At 45.7% G+C, this 2,523-nt stretch carries 3 protein-coding genes; all 3 read left to right on the top strand.

The window, feature by feature from the left end; translation table 11 throughout:
• Positions 1 to 633 (top strand): 3-oxoacid CoA-transferase subunit A (locus AC1M9B_RS14345; protein WP_481609334.1); only part of this gene is annotated, 633 nt, incomplete at its 5' end.
• A gap of 20 nt (positions 634 to 653) precedes the next feature.
• Positions 654 to 1,307: a 3-oxoacid CoA-transferase subunit B gene (locus tag AC1M9B_RS14340; protein WP_180028014.1), complete on the top strand. Its 654-nt coding sequence runs from the start codon at positions 654 to 656 to the stop codon at positions 1,305 to 1,307.
• 23 nt (positions 1,308 to 1,330) lie between these two features.
• A partial coding sequence (gene pcaF, locus AC1M9B_RS14335) for a 3-oxoadipyl-CoA thiolase (protein WP_481609333.1) occupies positions 1,331 to 2,523 on the top strand: 1,193 nt, incomplete at its 3' end.

Genomic DNA, 2,523 nt, shown 5'->3' with positions numbered 1-2,523 from the left:
TCCCAAATTAAAGACGGTTCAACCATTATGATTGGTGGGTTTGGTACTGCAGGTCAGCCTGCTGAACTCATCGATGGCTTAATTGAACTCGGTATTAAAGACTTAGTGATCGTCAACAACAACGCAGGTAATGGTGATTACGGCTTGGCTAAACTGTTACAAGCAGGCGCTGTACGTAAAATCATCTGTTCTTTTCCTCGTCAGTCTGACTCTTATGTCTTCGATGAACTCTACCGTGCAGGCAAAATCGAGTTAGAACTTGTACCGCAAGGCAACTTGGCTTGCCGTATTCAAGCGGCGGGTATGGGCTTAGGTCCAATCTACACACCTACAGGTTTTGGTACTTTGCTTGCTGAAGGCAAACCAACCATGAATTATGATGGTAAAGACTACGTTTTAGAAAATCCAATTAAAGCTGACTTTGCGTTAATTAAAGCGCATAAGGGCGATCGCTGGGGGAACTTGGTGTACCGTAAATCTGCACGTAACTTTGGTCCAATTATGGCCATGGCAGCAGATATCACCATCGCACAAGTATCAGAAGTCGTGGAACTCGGTGCCTTAGATCCTGAACACATCATCACCCCAGGGATCTTTGTACAACACGTTGTACAAGTTCAACCTGCGCAGTAATTTGAGATTGGAGAAATAAAATGAGTTATCAAAAATTAACCCGTGATCAAATTGCTGAACGTGTTGCACAAGATATTCCTGATGGTGCTTATGTCAACCTTGGGATTGGTTTACCAACTAAAATCTCGAGCTATTTACCTGCTGACAAAGATGTCTTTTTACATTCTGAAAATGGTTTATTGGCCTTTGGTCCACCCCCTGCGGAAGAAGACCGTGACCCTGAGTTAATTAACGCGGGTAAAGAGTTTGTAACCCTGCTAGAAGGCGGAGCTTTCTTCCATCATGGTGATTCATTTGCAATGATGCGTGGTGGTCATTTAGACATCGCAGTCTTGGGTGCTTTCCAAGTCGCTGAAAATGGTGATCTTGCAAACTGGCATACCGGTGCACCTGATGCCATCCCTGCTGTGGGTGGTGCAATGGACTTAGCCGTGGGTGCGAAAAAAGTCTTTATTACCACCGATCATGTGACGAAAAAAGGCGAGCCTAAAATCGTTGCTGAGCTGACTTATCCTGCGACAGGTTTGAAATGTGTGGACCGCATTTATACGGACCTTTGTGTGATTGATGTGACGGCAGATGGCATGAAAGTGATTGAGAAAGTTGAAGGCTTATCTTTTGAAGAGCTTCAATCGATGACGGGTGCCAAACTCATTGATGCCACTCAGGCTTAAGACTGGTTTTAGGATCTTACACTATGAAAAACGCATACATCATTGATGCCATCCGTACGCCTTTTGGTCGTTATGCCGGTGGTTTGGCGCCTGTCCGTGCGGATGACTTAGGTGCAGTGCCATTAAAAGCATTAATGGAACGTAACCCTTCTGTGGATTGGAATGTCGTCGATGACGTTTTATTTGGCTGTGCCAACCAAGCCGGTGAAGATAACCGTAACGTCGGTCGTATGTCGGCGCTTTTAGCAGGTATTCCTTATACAGTACCTGCAACCACAGTCAATCGTTTATGTGGTTCATCACTCGATACCGTAGCAATGGCCGCGCGTGCCATTAAAGCTGGTGAGGCTGACGTGATTGTGGCAGGTGGTGTTGAATCCATGTCACGTGCACCATTTGTGATGGGTAAATCTGAGAGTGCATTTGGTCGTAGTCAAAAGATTGAAGACACCACCATGGGCTGGCGTTTTATCAACCCGAAGCTTAAAGAAATGTATGGTGTTGAAACCATGCCGCAAACGGCTGAAAACGTGGCTGAACAGTTCAATATTAGCCGTGCTGATCAAGACCAATTTGCTTTAACCAGCCAACAACGTACGGCTGCTGCACAAGCACGCGGTTTCTTTGATCAAGAAATCGTGCCTGTGACTATTACACAGCGTAAAGGTGATGCGGTTGTGGTGGCAAAAGATGAACATCCTCGTGCATCAACCACTTTAGAAGCGTTAACCAAGTTAAAACCTGTTGTAAAAGCAGACGGTACAGTAACCGCAGGTAATGCATCAGGGATTAACGATGGTGCTGCTGCGATTCTGATTGCGTCTGATGAAGCTGTAGAAAAATATGGTTTAAAACCTCGTGCCAAAGTGATTGGTGCAACCACCGTTGGGGTTGAACCTCGCATTATGGGCTTTGGTCCTGCACCTGCGATTAAAAAGTTACTGGCTCAAACAGGTTTAACACTAGAGCAAATGGATGTGATTGAGCTGAACGAAGCGTTTGCAGCACAAGCATTGGCGTGTACACGTGACCTAGGTTTAGCCGACGATGATGTACGTGTAAACCCAAATGGTGGTGCAATTGCATTAGGTCATCCATTGGGTGCATCAGGTGCGCGTTTGGTGACGACTGCACTGAATCAACTAGAAGCAACTGGTGGCAAATATGCATTGTGCTCTATGTGTATCGGTGTGGGTCAAGGCATCGCTTTAATTAT

Source organism: Acinetobacter sp. ANC_7513, assembly GCF_056779915.1.
The sequence above is the reverse complement of the archived record's forward strand: the minus strand, read 5'-3'. Positions and strand labels throughout refer to the sequence as shown.